At 60.5% G+C, this 16,649-nt stretch carries 20 protein-coding genes; 11 read left to right on the forward strand and 9 right to left on the reverse strand.

The features are described from left to right. Positions 1–42: 42 nt before the first annotated feature. Positions 43–1,869 carry a long-chain-acyl-CoA synthetase gene (locus tag FBY10_RS12810; protein WP_145336477.1) on the reverse strand — a complete coding sequence of 609 codons (1,827 nt, stop codon included), beginning with the start codon at positions 1,867–1,869 and terminating at the stop codon, positions 43–45. 394 nt (positions 1,870–2,263) lie between these two features. Here FBY10_RS12810 and FBY10_RS12815 point away from each other — a divergent pair, with 394 nt between their 5' ends. Then, complete coding sequence (locus FBY10_RS12815) at positions 2,264–2,542, forward strand: DUF3509 domain-containing protein (RefSeq protein WP_131700382.1); 279 nt, start codon at positions 2,264–2,266, stop codon at positions 2,540–2,542. A gap of 160 nt (positions 2,543–2,702) precedes the next feature. Here the strand turns inward: FBY10_RS12815 and FBY10_RS12820 are convergent, their stop codons facing one another. Continuing rightward, the gene (locus tag FBY10_RS12820) at positions 2,703–3,611 is read right to left on the reverse strand and encodes a LysR family transcriptional regulator (RefSeq protein ID WP_145336479.1); all 909 of its coding nucleotides are present in this window, start codon (positions 3,609–3,611) and stop codon (positions 2,703–2,705) included. Between the two features lie 127 nt (positions 3,612–3,738). On the opposite strand from FBY10_RS12820, the gene FBY10_RS12825 reads away from it, so the two are divergent. The 3 genes from FBY10_RS12825 to FBY10_RS31740 all read left to right on the forward strand — a co-directional run bounded on the left by FBY10_RS12825 (position 3,739) and on the right by FBY10_RS31740 (position 5,341). Then, a complete protein-coding gene (locus FBY10_RS12825; RefSeq protein WP_145336481.1) occupies positions 3,739–4,491 on the forward strand; it encodes an SDR family oxidoreductase in 753 nt (250 codons plus the stop codon). Between the two features lie 178 nt (positions 4,492–4,669). Beyond that, a complete protein-coding gene (locus FBY10_RS31735) occupies positions 4,670–5,089 on the forward strand; it encodes a glutathione S-transferase family protein (protein WP_256663448.1) in 420 nt (139 codons plus the stop codon). 39 nt (positions 5,090–5,128) lie between these two features. Next, positions 5,129–5,341: a hypothetical protein gene (locus FBY10_RS31740; protein WP_256663909.1), complete on the forward strand. Its 213-nt coding sequence runs from the start codon at positions 5,129–5,131 to the stop codon at positions 5,339–5,341. Positions 5,342–5,669: 328 nt separating this feature from the next. Here FBY10_RS31740 and FBY10_RS12835 read toward each other — a convergent pair whose 3' ends face one another. The 4 genes from FBY10_RS12835 to aroC all read right to left on the reverse strand — a co-directional run bounded on the left by FBY10_RS12835 (position 5,670) and on the right by aroC (position 8,939). Then, entirely contained in the window at positions 5,670–5,939 is a 270-nt protein-coding gene (locus tag FBY10_RS12835; RefSeq protein ID WP_131700378.1) for a response regulator transcription factor, read from the reverse strand. Positions 5,940–6,149: 210 nt separating this feature from the next. Beyond that, positions 6,150–6,680 (reverse strand): acireductone dioxygenase, encoded by a 531-nt coding sequence (locus FBY10_RS12840; protein WP_131700377.1) that lies wholly within the window; start codon positions 6,678–6,680, stop codon positions 6,150–6,152. Further along, positions 6,677–7,837: an MFS transporter gene (locus tag FBY10_RS12845; RefSeq protein WP_145336483.1), complete on the reverse strand. Its 1,161-nt coding sequence runs from the start codon at positions 7,835–7,837 to the stop codon at positions 6,677–6,679. The genes FBY10_RS12840 and FBY10_RS12845 overlap by 4 nt, the downstream gene beginning before the upstream one ends. A gap of 10 nt (positions 7,838–7,847) precedes the next feature. Further along, on the reverse strand, positions 7,848–8,939 hold the full coding sequence (gene aroC / locus FBY10_RS12850) for a chorismate synthase (protein WP_027603936.1): 1,092 nt from the start codon (positions 8,937–8,939) through the stop codon (positions 7,848–7,850). A 143-nt stretch (positions 8,940–9,082) separates the two neighbouring features. On the opposite strand from aroC, the gene FBY10_RS12855 reads away from it, so the two are divergent. Continuing rightward, positions 9,083–10,045 (forward strand): alpha/beta hydrolase, encoded by a 963-nt coding sequence (locus tag FBY10_RS12855; protein ID WP_131700375.1) that lies wholly within the window; start codon positions 9,083–9,085, stop codon positions 10,043–10,045. 99 nt (positions 10,046–10,144) lie between these two features. After that, on the forward strand, positions 10,145–10,954 hold the full coding sequence (locus tag FBY10_RS12860; protein WP_065940505.1) for a hypothetical protein: 810 nt from the start codon (positions 10,145–10,147) through the stop codon (positions 10,952–10,954). Positions 10,955–11,020: 66 nt separating this feature from the next. Here the strand turns inward: FBY10_RS12860 and prmB are convergent, their stop codons facing one another. Next, complete coding sequence (gene prmB, locus FBY10_RS12865; protein WP_145336485.1) at positions 11,021–11,929, reverse strand: 50S ribosomal protein L3 N(5)-glutamine methyltransferase; 909 nt, start codon at positions 11,927–11,929, stop codon at positions 11,021–11,023. A 239-nt stretch (positions 11,930–12,168) separates the two neighbouring features. On the opposite strand from prmB, the gene FBY10_RS12870 reads away from it, so the two are divergent. The 5 genes from FBY10_RS12870 (at position 12,169) to FBY10_RS12890 (ending at position 14,951) form a co-directional block, all read left to right on the forward strand. Then, on the forward strand, positions 12,169–12,759 hold the full coding sequence (locus tag FBY10_RS12870) for a cysteine hydrolase family protein (protein WP_065926616.1): 591 nt from the start codon (positions 12,169–12,171) through the stop codon (positions 12,757–12,759). 141 nt (positions 12,760–12,900) lie between these two features. Then, complete coding sequence (locus FBY10_RS12875; protein ID WP_145336487.1) at positions 12,901–13,221, forward strand: hypothetical protein; 321 nt, start codon at positions 12,901–12,903, stop codon at positions 13,219–13,221. Positions 13,222–13,296: 75 nt separating this feature from the next. Next, positions 13,297–13,854, forward strand: a complete 558-nt coding sequence (locus tag FBY10_RS12880; RefSeq protein WP_105162625.1) for a Smr/MutS family protein — start codon at positions 13,297–13,299, stop codon at positions 13,852–13,854. A gap of 78 nt (positions 13,855–13,932) precedes the next feature. Next, the gene (gene folE, locus FBY10_RS12885) at positions 13,933–14,478 is read left to right on the forward strand and encodes a GTP cyclohydrolase I FolE (protein ID WP_003442011.1); all 546 of its coding nucleotides are present in this window, start codon (positions 13,933–13,935) and stop codon (positions 14,476–14,478) included. A gap of 101 nt (positions 14,479–14,579) precedes the next feature. Then, on the forward strand, positions 14,580–14,951 hold the full coding sequence (locus FBY10_RS12890) for a glutathione S-transferase N-terminal domain-containing protein (RefSeq protein ID WP_065926614.1): 372 nt from the start codon (positions 14,580–14,582) through the stop codon (positions 14,949–14,951). A 48-nt stretch (positions 14,952–14,999) separates the two neighbouring features. Here the strand turns inward: FBY10_RS12890 and FBY10_RS12895 are convergent, their stop codons facing one another. Next, positions 15,000–15,326 (reverse strand): hypothetical protein, encoded by a 327-nt coding sequence (locus FBY10_RS12895; protein WP_131700372.1) that lies wholly within the window; start codon positions 15,324–15,326, stop codon positions 15,000–15,002. Further along, complete coding sequence (locus FBY10_RS12900) at positions 15,323–16,648, reverse strand: acyclic terpene utilization AtuA family protein (RefSeq protein ID WP_145336488.1); 1,326 nt, start codon at positions 16,646–16,648, stop codon at positions 15,323–15,325. The genes FBY10_RS12895 and FBY10_RS12900 overlap by 4 nt, the downstream gene beginning before the upstream one ends. Position 16,649 lies beyond the last annotated feature (1 nt).

Below are 16,649 nucleotides of genomic sequence, written 5' to 3' on the forward strand. Positions count from 1 at the left end.
CCACTGTCATGCCCTTTTTAGCAAAAGCGGCCATAGACAGAATCAATAGCGGAACTGGCCGCCCTGGATCTGCGCCAACAGTTGCCCGGTAACCGGCACATAACAGTCCGAACCCGGCAGCCAGGCATACACCGGGTCGTTGCCGGCCTTGTCCGGATCAAAGGCTTCTTCCTTGAGCTTCACCTTCTGGTACTTAAAGGTACCAGTGGTTTCCATCTTGACCTTGATCCGCAGGAAGAGCGGCACCGCATAGTGCGGCAACTGGCCGTGGGCGAATTGCAGCAGCTCGCGCATGTCCAGTGAGGCCAGGGACTCACTCGGGGTGATGGCGACCATGCCCGCGCGGCCATTGGTGTTTTCGATCTCAACGCCATAGGCCACTGCTTCGGCGATCTGCGGGTGTTGCAGCAGGACGTTCTCTACCTCCGTGGTGGACACGTTTTCACCTTTCCAGCGATAGGTATCCCCCAGGCGATCAACGAACTGCGCATGACCGAAGCCGATGCTGCGCAACACATCGCCGGTATTGAAGTAGCGGTCACCTTTTTCAAACACGTCGGTGAGTACCACCCTGCGATTCTTTTCCGGGTCGGTGTAGCCGTCGAAGGGCGATTTTTCATCGATCCTGGCCAGTAACAGGCCTTGCCCGCCCGTGGGGACTTTACGCATAAAACCATCGCTGCCACGCAACGGCTCGCCGTTGTCGTGGGCGTAGTCCACCAGCGCCCAGTGCTGGAGGCAGAAACCGATGGTGTTGTCGAAATTCAGTACGTTGGTAAACCCGATATTGCCGTCACTGGCCGCGTACAGCTCACAGATATGCTCCACGCCATAGCGTGCCTTGAACTGCGCCCACACGCCGGGGCGCAAGCCATTGCCGACCATCTTGGTCACGCGGTTATCACGGTCGTTTTCGCCGGGTGGCTGGTCGAGCAGGTAACGACACAACTCACCGACGTAGCCGAGGGTGGTCGCCTTGAATCTGCGCGCATCGTCCCAGAACTGGCTGGCGCTGAACTTGCGGCGAATGGCGAAGCCCGATGCCCCGACAATCGCCGAGCCCCAGCACACACAGAGCCCGGTGGCGTGGTAGAGCGGCAACGTGCAATACAGGACGTCGTAAGGGCCCATGTCCAAGGCGATGCTGCCGAAGCTGACGGCGGTTTTGGTCCAGCGACCATGTTTCATGATGCCGGCCTTGGGCAGGCCGGTGGTGCCGGAGGTGTAGATATAGAAGCAAGGGTCGTTGAAGAAGATCTGCGCGGTGCTGGCCGGGTTGTCCACCGGGCACTCGCCGCTCGCAGCCAACAGGTCGATATACCCCTGCGGCACCAGGCTGGACGGCTGATCGGCGACGAACCAGGTTCGATCAGCCGGGATGGCCACCTGATCGCGCACCGCGTCATAGGGGGCGACCAATTCCGCGCCGACAATAATGGCTGCCGGACTCACCAGGTTCAGGCTGTGCACCAACGCCGCCTGGGTTTGTGCGGTATTGAGCATCGCGCAGATGCCCCCCAGCTTGGCCACCGCCAACACGTGCAAGAGCAATTCGGGGCGGTTTTCGATAAACAGCGCCACCACGTCCCCCTTGCCGATGCCCTGGGCTTGCAGGTGATGGGCAATACGGTTGGCACACTGGTTGGCGTCGGTGTAGCTGAGCACACGGTCGCCGTACAGCAACGCGTTGCCGTCGGGGTTGCGCAGGGTGGCTTGCTCAAAGTGCCAGCCCAACCCGCAAGGCTGCGCGGGGTCGGTGACATTGGCGGCACGCATGCCGCGCACTACGCGCGGCAGGGCGCGAACGATGGCCGGCACCTTTCTCAGCAGCTTGCCCCAGGTGATCATGTCGTTGTGCGGGTGGCTCATGGAGGAACGTCCTTTTTCTTATTCTTCGTCTGATCCCGAAACACCGACACTTCCGTAAGAGGAAGGCCGAATGCATTGCAGGAAAATACGTCAGCCGTTCTTCGGCTGTACACGCGGGATTTGAAAAGTTTTGTATCCCGTCGGGTGCGCGCTCAAAAAAGGAATTTAGCTGCCCGCGAGTAGTCTTTATCCATACAGGCGCGTCCATCCCACTCCATTGAGTAACGCAAAATGCAGGATGCATGATGGCCATTCATGCAATTTGCACGAAACCGAAAATCTTCTACTTTTTCAAACTATTGATTTATAACGATATTTTATAAATCATAAGATGGCACAATCACTGCACCTATCACTCCATGCTTGCCAACTTGAGCCAACGGAGCTGATAGACATGAGCCTGATCCAAGATAAATTCGCTTCAGTATTCTCCAACTACGACGTCACCACCCAGCCACGTCCCGACGGTGGCATCCTGTTGACCCTGCGCAACAGTGACGGCAAACAGGTCAAGCGTTCGATCTCTTACCAGCAGCTGCATACTGCCGATCAATTGACTTGGGTGATCAGCGCGATTCGCCGCGACCTGGCCGAACAGGCCAGTGAATTGCCGCACATTTCGATGCTGCAAAGTCAGAATCGCTTTGCCCTGCCGACCTACCATTCGGCGTAAATACCGCAGTCATAAAAAGGCCGCGACGCTCTTGAGCGTCGCGGCCTTTTTTGTTTGACGATGACTCCAGCCCGGCACTTCGCTGGACTGCGCCTAACCCCGATACAGCGTGTTTATCAAACACTTAGGCGAGTTCAACATAGGCCGGTGCCGTCTCGTCCTATAGCGTCGGCACAGGGGTGCCGCCGTTCAAGGCAGGAATCTTTGAAAACACCTCAGCCATAAAATCCATGAACACGATAGCCCGCGTGGGGAGCAGTCTATTGGCGACATAAACCATCTGCACGGGGACAGGGGGAGCCCCATGGTTGGCGAGAATGAACTGTAATCTCCCGCTGTTCAGCCCGCCCTCAAACAGCCACGCAGGTCCATGCGCCACACCCAGGCCCGCCACGACCGCCGCACTCACAGCGTCGGGAGAGTTGACCCTGAGCCTGCCGGTAATCGGAATGTCCGCGTCCCGGAATCGCCAGGTCGCCCCGGACGACAGTAAGGTGTAGATGATGCAATCGTGGTCGCGTAGATCCTGCGGGGTCTGCGGAACGCCGCGTTTAGCCAAGTAGTCCTTGCTGGCGACGAAGACCCGGTCGTACCATCCAAGAGGCCGGGCGCGCAAGGTGCTGTCCTCCATCTGTCCTATGCGAATGGCGAGTTCGGTGCCTTCATTGACCAGGTCTACGTATCGATCGTTGAGCTGGAGATCCAAGATCAATTGAGGGTAGCGTTCCAAAAAGGCCGGCACATGCGGCAGCACAAACGCGTGTGCGAGAGCTGTCGGACAGGCTACGCGCAAGAGTCCCGATGGATCGACGTTGTTTCTGAAGGACGATTCGGATTCATCCACCGCATCCAGGATGCGCCGGATGTCCGCATAGTAGCGTTCGCCCTCCGGTGTCAACGACAGCTTGCGCGTAGACCGGTGGAGCAAACGCGTCTGCAAATGATCCTCCAGAGCCGCTACATAACGGCTTACATTGGGTTGCCCCAGCCCTAGATCCCGCCCTGCCGCCGAAAAGCTCCCGGTTTCTACCGCACGCGCGAAGCATGTCATCAAAAGAAATCGGTCCACTTCTCCACCTCAATTCATGTTCAAATTGCATGAATTATATGCGAATAAGCAGTCTTATATGCTATGGAGCATGAGCGCATAGTTCTCCATGTCGACCGCGGTGGTCGTCATTCACCGGAGAATTCAAATGTCGCGCTTGCAAGGTAAACGTACGCTCATCACTGGCGGCACCAGTGGCATCGGGCTGGAAACGGCAAAGCAGTTCCTGGCGGAGGGTGCTCGCGTGATCGTAACGGGTGTCAACCCCGATTCGATTGCAAAGGCCCAGGCCGAATTAGGCCCGGAAGTGCCGGTGCTGCGCGCCGACTCGGCCAGCGTTGCAGCACAAAAGGAGCTGGCACAAGTCATCAAGGAACACTACGGCCAACTCGACGTTGCCTTCCTCAATGCCGGCGTATCCGTCTGGCTGCCCATTGAGGAATGGACGGAAGAGATGTTCGACCGCTCTTTCGACATCAACGTCAAAGGGCCGTACTTCCTGATGCAGGCGCTGTTGCCGGTCTTCGCCAATCCTGCTTCCGTAGTGTTGACGACTTCCGTAAGCGCGCATGCAGGCGCAGATCGCTCGTCCGTGTATGCCGCAACGAAGGCCGCACTGCTGAACATGTCGAAGACGCTCTCGACCGAATTGCTGGGCCGTGGCATCCGTGTCAACGCAGTGAGCCCTGGCCCCGTCGAGACTCCGCTTTACGACAAGCTGGGTATTCCGGAAGCTTATCGCGCGCAGCTTAACAAAGAGATCGCGGCAACCATTCCGCTTGGGCGCTTCGGTACCTCCGAGGAGGTGGCCAAAGCAGTGCTGTATCTGGCATCCGACGAGTCACGCTGGACGGTCGGCTCTGAAATCGTCCTTGACGGCGGCCGCCTGCTGAATGGCTAAGCGCGCAGCTCAAGAATTATGCGAATGCCACATCGGCCGGGCTAAGTTAATCAGGTACTGAACGCCCGCCCCAGCACTTAGCGACGAACCAGTCCAATCCAGACTGCGCACACAGCGGCACGCGGGAAACCTCTGCCGCTGTTTCCGCTTGATAAACCATCCAGGGCCACTAAAAGCAATGAACGCTCTTACGCTAATAAGCCACCCACTATGCCCATTCGTACAGCGCGCCGCGATTGTGCTTCTTGAAAAGGGTATCCAATTCGATCGGATAGATGTCGATTTATCAGCCAAGCCAGACTGGTTCCTGGCCGTTTCGCCAACCGGCAAGGTCCCCGTGCTCAAGGTGCGCCAGGACAATGCGCAAGATGCGATCCTATTCGAAAGCATGGTCATCTGCGAGTACCTCGACGAAACCCAAGGTGGCACGCCGATGTACCCCATTGATGCGTTAGCTCGCGCACGGAATCGCGCATGGATCGAATTCGCGTCGCAGACTCAAGCTGAAGCCTGGCAGTTTCTCCACGCTCGTGACTCTGCGACCGCAGATGCCAAGCGCACCGCATTTCGCGAACGGCTCGGCAAACTGGAATCATAAATAGGCGCGGGGCCGTTCTTCGATGGCTCGGCCTTTGGAATGGTTGATGCGGTTTATGCCCCGCTTTTCCGTTACTTCGAGAGTATCGACGCAACTGTCGCACACCAGATTTTCGACGGTCTTCCGCGCATTTCGGCTTGGCGTGAGGCGCTTGAGGCGCGCTCCAGCGTAAGGGATGCCGTTGTCGAAGACTATGCCGATCGTTTCCAGACGCATCTGCGCCAACAAGGAGCGCTGATCGCTGCCGCTTAGCCGACGCGATCAATCAAAAGACTGACGTCGAGCCTAGCGCCACCAATGCGACGTTAGACATCGAGCCCCCCGAATGTGAATGGGCGACACGATGATGAGGTCAATTAGGTGCAAGGTCGAGGTCATGGCATTACCGTTATTGCGCATGTTCATTCGAGAGTTCGACCGAGCATGGGATGCCCTTTTGCGCGTCAAGATCGACCAGGCGTTGCCGGAGCGCCGCACGAATGCCTTGATAGGCCGAAGCACTGCTTCGTTGTGGCTGGACTATGACGCTTCAAACCGATTGCTTCGGTGGCCGAAAGTCCTCCTCCAAGGCTCGCTTGGGTCAGCATAAACCTTGGCGTGCCGCCTCATTCATCGCCTGCACGCGGTTGGTCACTCCAAGTTTGCCGTAGATATTGCGCAGGTGGAATTTCACTGTCGCTTCGGACGTGGCGCGAATCTGGCTGATTTCCCAGACGGTCTTGCCTTCGGAGGCCCAACGCAGGATTTCCAGTTCCGTAGGCGTCAGTGGCTTTCCGGACAAACTCAAACGCCTTCTGACAGCGCTGGGCACGGAGTTTGGCGTTGGAAACAATTCCCTGGGGCCTCTCATTAGTTTCACTCCCTTTTGTTGGCTATCGCCCTATCACCTTCGGATTCCTCCTATTGACAGGTGATATAAACGTTGATGCCGCAAAGAGTTACATAACCAATGGCACTAAGGCGCAGGCCCCGCGATAAACAGCCGGGCCTTACAAGAATAAGAGTTTATTCCCACAACAACTTCCAACATGCGGGGGTTGAAGTTTTCGATACACCGTAATTAGTCATCCAGACCCGGAAATCGTCGGGCGATATCGTCGCCCGTCAACTCCGGCACTGGGCTTTGCGCCTTATTGAAGAGTCGCAGCGTTATACAGTGCGGGTTCTCCCCCATATCAAACCAGTGCGCCATACCGGCCGGCACCCCCAGCAGGTCATTTTTCTCACAACGCACGGCATACACGTAGTCGCCAACATGCAGGTTGAACAAACCCTGGCCGGCGATGAAAAAACGCACTTCGTCTTCGTTGTAGCGGCGCTCATCCAGGAACCGGGCCCGCCATTCGGCTTTCTGCGGGTGGTCGCTCGTGACACGGAGCACCGCCACCGCACCATAGCCGAGTGCATCGATCTGCGGCTGATAGGCGGCAATCATTTCAGCGTCGCTGGCGTCCCTCTCGATCAGGCCTGGCTGCCAGCGCTCGAACCGCACACCGTGCTCGGCCAGGGTGGCAGCGATGTCGTCGACATGGGTCAGGACCTTGTTCGGGGTATCCGGTGAAGCAACGGGGTAGACGGCGACATAACTCATTGAAGGGTTCCTTGGTTCTGCTCTTGCAATCGAAAACCGATGATAACGGCCGCGGCCAGGGCTGCGACGCTGGCAATACTAAAGGTGACGGTCGGCCCCAGCAGGTTCCAGCTGTAGCCGGAATACAGCGCACCCAGCGCACCGCCGGTGCCGGCCAGGGCGGCGTACAGCGCCTGGCCCTGGCCTTGTTGCTTATCGCCAAAGCTGCGCTGCACAAAGGCAATCGCCGCCGCGTGAAAACTGCCGAACGTGGCAGCGTGCATGACCTGCGCCAGCAACAGCACCCATGGGAGTTCGGCAAACGAGCCCAGCAGCAACCAGCGCAGCGCCGCAAGCAGGAAGCTGGCCAGCAGCACCCGGCGTACCGAAAAACGCGCAAGGATGCGGCTCATGCCCAGGAACATCAGCACTTCCGCCACCACCCCCAGGGCCCACAGCGTGCCGATCACGCCACGGCTGTAGCCGAGGTGTTCGAGGTGCAGGGTCAGGAAGGTGTAATACGGGCCATGGCTCATTTGCATCAGCGCCACACAGGCGTAAAACGCCAGTACGCCGGGGCTGCGCAATTGCTTGAGGAATCCATCAGCCGCCAGGCGATTGCCGTGGCTGGCGGGCTGCGCAATCGGCACCCACAGGCTGGCGCCGATGATGCCAGCCATGATCACCACGACCACCACCGGGTAGATGTCCAGGCTCAGCCAGTCGAACAGGCGACCCATGATCACCACGGTGAGGATAAAACCGATGGAGCCCCACAGGCGTACCTGGCTATAGCGCGAGGTCTGTTTTTGCAGGTGGGCCAGGGTGATCACTTCGAACTGCGGCAGCACCGCGTGCCAGAAGAACGCATGCAGGGCCATCACCAGGGCCAGCCAGGCGTAGGTGTGGCTGATGAAGATCAGGGAAAAACTCAACAGGGTGCACACCGCGCCGAAGCGCACGATGGCCAGACGTCGGCCGGTGTAGTCGCCCAGCCAGCCCCACAGGTTGGGGGCCACGCAGCGCATCAGCATGGGGATGGCCACCAGCTCGCCGATACGCGCGCTGGAGAACCCCAGGTGGTCGAAGTACAGCGCCAGGAACGGCGCCGTCGCCCCGAGCAGGGCGAAGTAGAACAGGTAGAAGCTGGAGAGACGCCAGTATGGGAGGGCTGTCACCGCCGCGCCGTCACAGTTGGCCCAGCACCGGGGTACTCACGCGCACATCGGCGTTTTGCCCGCGATTGCGCAACAGGTGGTCCATCAACACGATGGCCATCATCGCTTCGGCAATCGGCGTGGCACGGATGCCCACGCACGGGTCGTGACGGCCCTTGGTGATCACGTCCACCGGGTTGCCGTGCACATCGATGGAACGGCCGGGGGTAGTGATGCTCGAGGTGGCCTTGAGTGCCAGGTGCGCAACAATCGGCTGGCCGGAGGAAATACCGCCGAGGATGCCGCCCGCGTTGTTGCTGAGGAAGCCTTCCGGGGTCAGTTCATCGCGGTGCTCGGTACCGCGCTGGGAGACGCAGGCGAAACCGGCGCCGATTTCCACACCTTTCACCGCATTGATGCTCATCAGCGCATGGGCCAGCTCGGCGTCGAGGCGGTCGAAGATCGGCTCGCCCAGGCCCGGCTTGACGCCTTCGGCGACCACGGTGATCTTGGCGCCGACCGAATCCTGGTCGCGGCGCAGCTGGTCCATGTAGGCTTCCAGTTCCGGCACTTTGTCCGGGTCAGGGCAGAAAAAGGCGTTGTCTTCCACGCTGTCCCAGGTCTTGAACGGGATTTCAATCGGGCCCAACTGGCTCATGTAGCCACGGATGACGATGCCCTGGGTCGCCAGGTATTTCTTGGCGATGGCGCCGGCAGCCACACGCATCGCGGTTTCGCGCGCCGAGCTGCGGCCGCCGCCACGGTAGTCACGTTCGCCGTATTTATGGTGGTAGGTGTAGTCGGCGTGAGCCGGGCGGAACAGATCCTTGATCGCCGAGTAGTCCTTGGACTTCTGGTCGGTGTTGCGAATCAGCAGGCCGATGGCGCACCCGGTGGTGCGGCCTTCGAACACCCCGGAGAGGATCTCGACTTCGTCGGGCTCCTGGCGCTGGGTGGTGTGGCGGCTGGTGCCGGGCTTGCGGCGGTCGAGGTCACGCTGCAGGTCTTCCAGGGACAGCTCGAGGCCGGGCGGGCAGCCGTCGACAATGGCGACCAACGCCGGGCCATGGCTTTCGCCCGCGGTGGTGACAGTGAACAGCTTGCCGAAGGTATTGCCGGACATGCAGGGCGCTCCGTGAAATCAGTTGAATCAAGTCAACCGTAATAACTTAAGGCGGCCAGTATACGCAGGCTAACCGACTAGTTCATCCTCGAAACCTTACCGGTAGACCTTGGTCCAACCGGCACCTTCCTCATGATGGCGCGATGATGCTGCGAGTTCTTCTGTTTACCCTGACCCTGTTTACCGCCGTGGCCCACGCCGCCTCCCCTGTCGTACTGCAACGCCCGATCAGCCTGGACACCGGCAGCGGCGAACTGTTTGGCTCGCTGCTGCTGCCCCAGTCCGACAAGCCGGTGCCGGTGGTGTTGATCATCGCCGGCTCCGGCCCCACCGACCGCAACGGCAACAGCGCCGACGGCGCACGCAACGACAGCCTCAAGCGCCTGGCCTGGGTGCTGGCCCGGCACAACATCGCCAGCGTGCGCTACGACAAGCGCGGTGTGGCCGCCAGCCTGGCCGCCACGCCCGACGAACGCAACCTGACCCTCGACGCCTATGTGGCCGACGCGGTGGCCTGGGGTAAATTGCTCAAAGCCGACAAACGCATGGGCCCGCTGATTGTGCTGGGCCACAGCGAAGGCGCGCTGGTGGCCGCACTGGCTGCACCGCAACTCGACCCGGCCGGGGTGATATCCCTGTCCGGCAGCGCCCGCCCGGTGGATCAGGTCATCCGCCAGCAACTGGCCGATCACCTGCCCCCTGCCCTGCTGCTGCGCAGCAATGAAATCCTTGATCACCTCAAGGCCGGTCAGGTGGATGCCGATGTGCCTGGCCCGTTGGAGGGCATTTTCCGACCCAGCGTGCAGCCGTATCTGATCAGCCTGTTTCGCGCCGACCCTTCGGCGGCCTTTGCGAAACTGCGCATGCCGGCGTTGATCATCCAGGGCACCAACGATATTCAGGTAGGTGTCGGCGACGCCCAGCAACTCAAAAGGGCGAAGCCCGATGCCGAACTGACGGTGATCGAAGGCATGAACCACGTGATGCGCATCGTGCCCAACGACGTAAAGCAACAATTGGCCTCCTACAATGACCCACAATTACCCCTCGCCGCCGAGCTGGGCAACCGTGTGGTGCGCTTTATCGACGGACTTCAACCCCGTTAAGCGACAATTTGCCTCCAGTCCTGCAGAAATCGGCCGATAAGCCCAGGGTCGACGGCAAAAAGACGGTCGACTTGCAGGGCTTGGACAGGATCGCACCGCATGACAACCACTGAAGCAACACCGGAACCGACCGCCGACACCCCGGCTGAAAAAACCGAGGCCATCGACACGGCGGCTCCCCTGCCGTGGGCGGATGTTCAGGCCGAGCATTTCAAGATGCTGCGCCTGGCCCCACTGGCCACCGACCGCGCCACCGGCCTGCGGCCGCTACGGTTCGTACAGTTCGGCTATGCCGAGCGCCATGACAAACACCACAGCCTGTTGCGCATGGTCATCCAATTGCCGGGGCAACGGGTGCGCCGTGAGCAGAACCATCTGGATATCTGGGTGGATCACGATAAACACCGCGTGCACTTCGGCCCGGGCAACAGCCTGGAAATCGAACCGGCCAACCGCGGCATCGGTCGCTTCCTGGTGGCCCAGGGCGCCGCGTGGGCGAAGAAGAAATGGTCGCACTACCGCGTCGATGGCGTGGACCTGGCCAACAAGGATGCACTCAACGAAGCCACACGCCTGCGCCGCGATCACTTCCTGCGCGTCCAGGGTTTCGATGTGGCCTACGCCGATGTGCAGCACCTCAAAGGCAACGTGCAGCCGGGCAAGGTCAGCGACGTGCTCGACAGTTGGAACACCGAGAAGGTGCAGTTCGTGGAGATCCTTGAAGCCGCGCAGATGCTGCAACAGGCCGAGCACAACCTGTTGGAGCAGGAAGTGAAGCTGCGCAAGGAAGAAGAAAAGGTCACCAAGTTCAAGCGTGAGGACAGCGGGTTGCGGTTTACCATCACCTGCCTGGTGGCGTTCACCGTGTTTCAGGCGGGGCTGTTGATCTGGATTGCCACGCACCGCTAGCCGGCTGGAAAGCAATCAAAATGTGGGGGGCTTTCCCCCTCCCACATTTTCTACAGATAAGGTTGGTTAAACCCGAGCGGCGAAGATTGCCTGATGTTCCCGGCACTGTTCGGCCGTGAGCATGAACACCCCATGCCCACCCCGCTGGAAGTCCAGCCAGGCGAAGTCCACTTCCGGGTACAGCGCGTCAACATGCACCTGGCTGTTACCCACCTCGACAATCAGCAAACCCTTCTCGTTCAGGTGGTCCGCCGCCTCGGCCAGCATGCGCCGCACCAGGTTCAAGCCATCGTCGCCACAGGCCAGGCCCAGCTCCGGTTCGTGCTGGTATTCGTCCGGCATGTCGGCAAAGTCTTCGGCATCCACATACGGTGGGTTGGACACAATCAGGTCAAAGCGCTGGCCCGGCAGGCCGTCGAAGCCATCGCCCTGCACGGTGTACACGCGCTCGTCGACACCATGGCGCTCGATATTCTGGTTGGCTACTTCCAGGGCTTCGAAGGACAAGTCACCGAGTACCACTTCGGCGTCCTGGAACTCGTAAGCGCAGGCAATGCCGATGCAACCGGAGCCGGTGCACAGGTCGAGGATGCGCGCCGGCGGTTGGGCCAGCCAAGGCTCGAAGCGGTTTTCGATCAACTCGCCGATGGGTGAACGCGGGATCAGCACGCGCTCGTCAACGATAAACGACATGCCGCAGAACCACGCCTCTTTCAACAGATACGCGGTAGGCACGCGCTCGTGGATACGGCGATGCAGCAAGCGTTGTACGTGGGAGATTTCCTCTTCTTCCAGGTTGCAATCCAGGTAGCTGTCGGCAATTTCCCATGGCAGGTGCAAAGCGCCGAGCACCAACTGCCGGGCTTCGTCCCAGGCATTGTCGGTGCCGTGGCCAAAAAACAGGTCTTCCCCATGGAAACGGCTGACAGCCCAACGGATGTGGTCGCGCAAGGTGCGCAGGCGGGATGTGATCACGGGGGCAGACTCCTGGAAAAAACGACTGGCGATTCTAACAGCCTTCGCCTGTGCCGACGATGTACGAAAACCTGTCGCCGTACGTCGGATTTCATCCAAATCGCCATCATTCGGTTAAACATCACCGCCACTTGACATGGCTGCACGCCAGCAACGGCGTACCTTACGATAGTAGCGATTCACAGAACCGCTCAGCCAGTGGACAATGACGCAAAAGCCCCCCTCACAGGAGCCCCAGAATGTCCGTTCCAAAGACGATGTTTCAACTCAGCGGTCGTGGTTACGCAGCTGCCAACCTTGGCCATGCGACCCTCGTGATCATCGACGCCCAAAAGGAATACCTCAGTGGCCCGCTCGCCCTCTCCGGCATGGACGCGGCGGTCGGCAATATCAAGCAACTGGTCGCCGCTGCGCGCAACGCCGGACGCCCGATCGTGCATGTGCGCCACCTCGGTACCGTGGGCGGCCTGTTTGACCCGCAGGGCGAGCGTGGTGAGTTCATCCCCGGCCTTGAACCTCAAGGTGACGAAACCATCATCGGCAAGCTGCTGCCCAGCGCCTTCCACGGCACCGGCCTGGAAAAACACCTGCAGGACCTCGGCTCCCTGGACCTGATCGTCTGCGGCTTCATGAGCCATTCCAGCGTCAGCACCACCGTACGCGCTGCCAAGAACCTGGGCTTTCGCTGCACCCTGGTGGAAGACGCCTGCGCCACCCGCGACCTGCCCTACAAGGGCGGCATCCTGAGCGCCGAGCATGTGCAGCAGACCGAGATGGCCATCATGGCTGACAACTTCGCCACCCTCGCCCTGACTAAAGATCTGATCTGATCGTGCTTCTGATGAGCGGTGCGGCCTGTTGATGGCCCCGCTCATCTGCAAATGCCTGTCATTTGCTGCAATTACCTCTGGCACAGGAACAACCTGTGTAACTTCCGGTCGAAGGGCCGATACCCTGGAGGAAAGGTCGGAATGAAGATATCCGATGGTTTTGACGCTCGTCGCTTGCGCCCCAAGGGCCCGAGCAACTGGCGTCTGCGCCTGGTGGCCGGCATTGCCGCGCTGCTGGCGGTAGTAGGTTTGCTGTTGACCGGCGCTGGTGGCGCCGGTCTGTTTGGTCGCTCGCCGGCGCTTGGCGAACTGAATGCCAGCCCCGGTGGCTCTGCGCTCCTGGCGGTGATCGGGTTGCTGGTGCTGTGGCTGGGCGTCTGGTTATGGCGACGCAGCCGTCGGAAGATGCGCCAGCCGTTGTCACTGAATATCGCCTCGCACCTGATGAAAAAGCACGACTGATGGCGCTTGGATAGCGTTTCCTGCGCCCCGGCCGCCGCGATTTAGGTAAACTGCCCGCCCTTCGCGGAGGCTGACATGCAAGACGACGATTTTTCCCTGTTCAAAAACGAGCTGCGCGGCGTCAAGCCGATCAAGCACGACCGCGCCGACACCGGCAAACCCAAGGCCGACCGCGCGCAGATCGCCAAGTTGCGCCAGGCCGCGACCGTGCGCACCGACGCCACTACCGTCGATGGCCTGTCGGACCAGTTCGTGATTGACGTCGGCCCTGAAGACGAACTGATGTGGGCCCGCGACGGCGTGCAGGAAAGCCAGATGCGCAAGCTCAAGGTTGGTCAGATCCCGTTCGAAGGCAGCCTCGACTTGCACGGCATGAACGTGGAAAAAGCCCGGGAAACCCTGTGGGCCTTCCTCGCCGAAGCCACCAAGTTCGAAATCCGCTGCGTGCGCGTCACCCATGGCAAGGCCGTGCGGTTGGACGGCAAGCGGCCGATGATCAAGAGCCACGTCAACACCTGGCTGCGCCAGCATGCCCAGGTGCTCGGCTTTACCTCGTGCCAGGCACGCCACGGTGGGGCGGGGGCGGTGTATGTGATGCTCAAGCGCACGATGATGGAAGGGCGCGACGAGTAACAAGTGCCATCGTCAGGCTTGCAGCGATGTGTCGGCCACCGTAACCTTGCGCTTTGCGAAAATCCCACAGGTAGTTTCATGTCCCTGGAACAGAATTACACCGCGATCCTCGGCCAACTCGGCGAGGACGTTTCCCGCGAGGGCCTGCTCGACACGCCTAAGCGTGCCGCCAAGGCGATGCAGTACCTTTGCCGCGGCTATGAACAGACACTCGAAGAAGTCACCAACGGTGCCTTGTTCAGCTCCGACAACAGCGAAATGGTGCTGGTCAAGGACATCGAGTTGTACTCGTTGTGCGAACACCACCTGCTGCCGTTTATCGGCAAGGCGCATGTGGCGTATATCCCGAGCGGCAAAGTGCTGGGCCTGTCGAAGGTCGCGCGGATTGTCGACATGTATGCGCGCCGCCTGCAGATCCAGGAAAACCTCAGCCGCCAGATCGCCGACGCGGTGATGCAAGTGACCGGCGCCCTGGGCGTGGCCGTGGTGATCGAAGCCAAGCACATGTGCATGATGATGCGCGGTGTGGAGAAACAGAATTCGTCGATGATCACGTCGGTGATGCTGGGTGAGTTCCGCGAAAACGCGGCCACCCGCAGCGAATTCCTCAGCCTGATCAAGTAATAGGCTGCGTAGAAAAACACCGGCGTTCATCGCCGGTTTTTTTTCGCCTGCAGAATTAAGGTAAGCTGCGGCCCCTTCTTCATGGGCAAGAGGTTTCAGCCATGTTCGTCAAAGCACTTCGAGTGGGCCTCGGCCACGTCATCATCGCCGGCGACTTACTTACCCGTCCGCGCAAAAAGCAGCGCCCTGCCGAACAACAGGCGCAGGTGAACGCAGCGGCCAAGGACCTGACCCTGTATCAATTCCACGCCTGCCCGTTCTGCGTGAAGACCCGCCGCACCCTGCACCGCCTGAATGTGCCGGTGGCATTGAAGGACGCGAAGAACAACGAGCAGGACCGCCAGACCCTGCTGGAGCAAGGCGGCAAGATCAAGGTGCCGTGCCTGCGCATCGAAGAGAATGGCCAGACCACCTGGATGTATGACTCCAAAGTGATCATCGATTACCTGGACAAGCGTTTCGCTGCGGTCTGACAGACCTGCTGAGATCCAATGTGGGAGGGAGCTTGCTCCCTCCCACATTCAGTTCGGTGTTGGCAAATCCAGGTCCAACTCAAGCAGCGCCGAGCCGAGGCACTTGCCATGGGCATCCAGCGCCAGCGAACGGGTTACGCCGCCGCGCAATATCCCCGGCAGTACGAAGTTCAGCGCTTGCACGTTGGGCAGTTCATAACGCCGTACCGGCGCAGCGCCAGGCTCCAGCAAGCCCGCAAAAAACTCGGCCACGCGCTCGGCCGTGAGCTGCTCACGCAGCAACGGATAATCCTCGACGCGATAGGCAATGATCGAGATGTTCGAGGTGTCGCCCTTATCGCCGGTACGGGAATGGGCCAGCGTGTGCAGTTTCATGCTTCGATCCTCGGGTTGACCGCGTCACGGGGCAGCAGCAACGACGCCACCGCCACCACCTGCCGTACGCTTTTACTCGCACCACCGCCACCGGACGGGCCGTTGGTGTAAAGGGTTTCCACTTCATTGCCGACCCGCACCGCTTCGCTGCGGTCTTCACAGCGGGCAGCCACGCGCAGGCGTACTTCCCACGGCTCTACGCTGCTGCGTGGACCGTGCAGCGAGTCCATGCCGATCAGTTCGGCGCGTACGTCCTGCATCTTCACGCCCATCAGTTCCAAACGCTTGAGTACGACATCCCGCGCCAGCTGCGCCCGTGCGACCGCGCCGGGGCCGCCGTAGGACATCTGCCCTTCGCCAATCCAGCCATCCAGGTAACCGACGCTGACCTTCAACTGCTCCGGCCGTGCGCGACCATCGGCACCTTGAGCACGCACCCGATCAATGCCCTCCTCGTCAAACCCCACCTGGGAAAAATCGGCCGTCACGTCAGGCGTCAAATACGCCGCAGGGTCATGCACTTCGTAGATCAGTTGTTCTGTGCAAGTGGCACGGCTGACCCGCCCACCGGAGCCTGCAACCTTGGTAATCACGGCCTCACCGGCAGCATTGATCTCGGCCAACGGGAAACCCAGGCGCGCAAGATCGTCCACGTCCTTGAAACCGGGATCGGCAAAATAACCACCGCTGACCTGCCCGGCACACTCCAGCAAATGCCCGACCAACGTGCCGCGCCCCAGGCGCTGCCAGTCGTCCGCCGCCCAGCCGAACTCAAACATCTGCGGGGCGAGGAACAGCGACGGGTCGGCCACACGCCCGGTGATCACCACATCGGCGTCGGCGCGCAAGGCCTCAAGAATGCCGTCAACGCCCAGGTAGGCATTCGCGGAAATCAGGCGCTTGCCGAGTGCCCCGACGGTCTGGCCGTTATCCAGCAATTGCTCGGGCCGCAAGACCTCCAACACATCATCGCCCACCACGGCCAAAACCTTGAGGTGCAGGCCCAGCTCCGTGGCGATACGGCGCACTTCAACGGCGGCCGACACCGGGTTGGCCGCGCCCATATTGGTGATCACCCGCAGGCGGCGGCGCCCTTCATGGCGGCCGACGTAAGGCAGCACACGCTGCATACGCTCACTGAGCAGCGGGTCATAACCACCCTGTGGGTCGCTGATTCGCGCCTGCTGCGCCAGGGCGATGGTGCGTTCGGCCAGGCACTCGAATACCAGGTAATCCAGGTCGCCGCGCTCGGCCAATTCCACGGCAGGTTCGATACGGTCGCCGGAATAGCCGGCGCCGGAACCGATGCGCAAGGTTTTCATC

The organism is Pseudomonas sp. SJZ103 (genome assembly GCF_007828335.1).
GTDB lineage: Bacteria > Pseudomonadota > Gammaproteobacteria > Pseudomonadales > Pseudomonadaceae > Aquipseudomonas.

What these genes read in the sequence shown, in the direction of transcription:
- FBY10_RS12895 (WP_131700372.1), bottom strand. Translation starts at nt 15,326, where the DNA reads ATGAAACTGCACACGCTGGCCCATTCCCGTACCGGCGATAAGGGCGAC.
- FBY10_RS12815 (WP_131700382.1), top strand. Translation starts at nt 2,264, where the DNA reads ATGAGCCTGATCCAAGATAAATTCGCTTCAGTATTCTCCAACTACGAC.
- FBY10_RS12890 (WP_065926614.1), top strand. Translation starts at nt 14,580, where the DNA reads ATGTTCGTCAAAGCACTTCGAGTGGGCCTCGGCCACGTCATCATCGCC.
- FBY10_RS12835 (WP_131700378.1), bottom strand. Translation starts at nt 5,939, where the DNA reads ATGAGAGGCCCCAGGGAATTGTTTCCAACGCCAAACTCCGTGCCCAGC.
- FBY10_RS12870 (WP_065926616.1), top strand. Translation starts at nt 12,169, where the DNA reads ATGTCCGTTCCAAAGACGATGTTTCAACTCAGCGGTCGTGGTTACGCA.
- FBY10_RS12810 (WP_145336477.1), bottom strand. Translation starts at nt 1,869, where the DNA reads ATGAGCCACCCGCACAACGACATGATCACCTGGGGCAAGCTGCTGAGA.
- FBY10_RS12825 (WP_145336481.1), top strand. Translation starts at nt 3,739, where the DNA reads ATGTCGCGCTTGCAAGGTAAACGTACGCTCATCACTGGCGGCACCAGT.
- aroC (WP_027603936.1), bottom strand. Translation starts at nt 8,939, where the DNA reads ATGTCCGGCAATACCTTCGGCAAGCTGTTCACTGTCACCACCGCGGGC.
- FBY10_RS12875 (WP_145336487.1), top strand. Translation starts at nt 12,901, where the DNA reads ATGAAGATATCCGATGGTTTTGACGCTCGTCGCTTGCGCCCCAAGGGC.
- FBY10_RS12880 (WP_105162625.1), top strand. Translation starts at nt 13,297, where the DNA reads ATGCAAGACGACGATTTTTCCCTGTTCAAAAACGAGCTGCGCGGCGTC.
- FBY10_RS31740 (WP_256663909.1), top strand. Translation starts at nt 5,129, where the DNA reads ATGGTTGATGCGGTTTATGCCCCGCTTTTCCGTTACTTCGAGAGTATC.
- FBY10_RS12855 (WP_131700375.1), top strand. Translation starts at nt 9,083, where the DNA reads ATGATGCTGCGAGTTCTTCTGTTTACCCTGACCCTGTTTACCGCCGTG.
- FBY10_RS12860 (WP_065940505.1), top strand. Translation starts at nt 10,145, where the DNA reads ATGACAACCACTGAAGCAACACCGGAACCGACCGCCGACACCCCGGCT.
- FBY10_RS31735 (WP_256663448.1), top strand. Translation starts at nt 4,670, where the DNA reads ATGAACGCTCTTACGCTAATAAGCCACCCACTATGCCCATTCGTACAG.
- FBY10_RS12900 (WP_145336488.1), bottom strand. Translation starts at nt 16,648, where the DNA reads ATGAAAACCTTGCGCATCGGTTCCGGCGCCGGCTATTCCGGCGACCGT.
- folE (WP_003442011.1), top strand. Translation starts at nt 13,933, where the DNA reads ATGTCCCTGGAACAGAATTACACCGCGATCCTCGGCCAACTCGGCGAG.
- FBY10_RS12840 (WP_131700377.1), bottom strand. Translation starts at nt 6,680, where the DNA reads ATGAGTTATGTCGCCGTCTACCCCGTTGCTTCACCGGATACCCCGAAC.